Source organism: Dactylosporangium maewongense, assembly GCF_039531485.1.
Classification (GTDB): Bacteria; Actinomycetota; Actinomycetes; order Mycobacteriales; family Micromonosporaceae; genus Dactylosporangium; species Dactylosporangium maewongense.
Map to the genome: position 1 here is coordinate 1 of NZ_BAAAQD010000112.1, position 565 is coordinate 565.

2 rRNA genes are annotated in these 565 nt (G+C 57.3%); both read left to right on the plus strand.

What is annotated here, in order from left to right:
* Positions 1 to 89: ribosomal RNA gene (locus ABD332_RS59955) — 16S ribosomal RNA — on the plus strand; the annotation flags it as partial.
* A gap of 353 nt (positions 90 to 442) precedes the next feature.
* A 23S ribosomal RNA gene (locus ABD332_RS59960) occupies positions 443 to 565 on the plus strand; the annotation flags it as partial.

The window sequence follows — 565 nt, forward strand, 5'->3', positions numbered from 1 at the left end:
GGAGGGAGCCGTCGAAGGTGGGACTGGCGATTGGGACGAAGTCGTAACAAGGTAGCCGTACCGGAAGGTGCGGCTGGATCACCTCCTTTCTAAGGAGCAACCTTCACCGAAAGGTGACAGGAGCCCATGGTCGACCGAATGTGTCGACAGGGTGCTCATATGGCGGAGACACTGGCGAAGACTTCCTGACAACGGTTCATGTGTCCTAGTACTGCTCACTTGTGGGCGTGGAACGGCGATTGGATGCGGTTGGGAGATCACACAGGCACCCTGTTGGGTCCTGAAACAACCAGCGCGATGAGCGGGGTTGGTTCAGACGAGATCCAAGCCGGCCACAAAACGGCGCACGGATGTGTTGCAGGTTGTGGCTGATAAAGCGGTTTGGGTTTGGTGTTGGTTGAGAATTGCACAGTGGATGCGAGCATCTTTATAGCTTTATTGTGGTCAAGTTGCTGAGGGCGTACGGTGGATGCCTTGGCACCAGGAGCCGATGAAGGACGTGGGAGGCCGCGATAGGCCTGGGGGAGCTGTCAACCGAGCTGTGATCCCAGGGTGTCCGAATGGG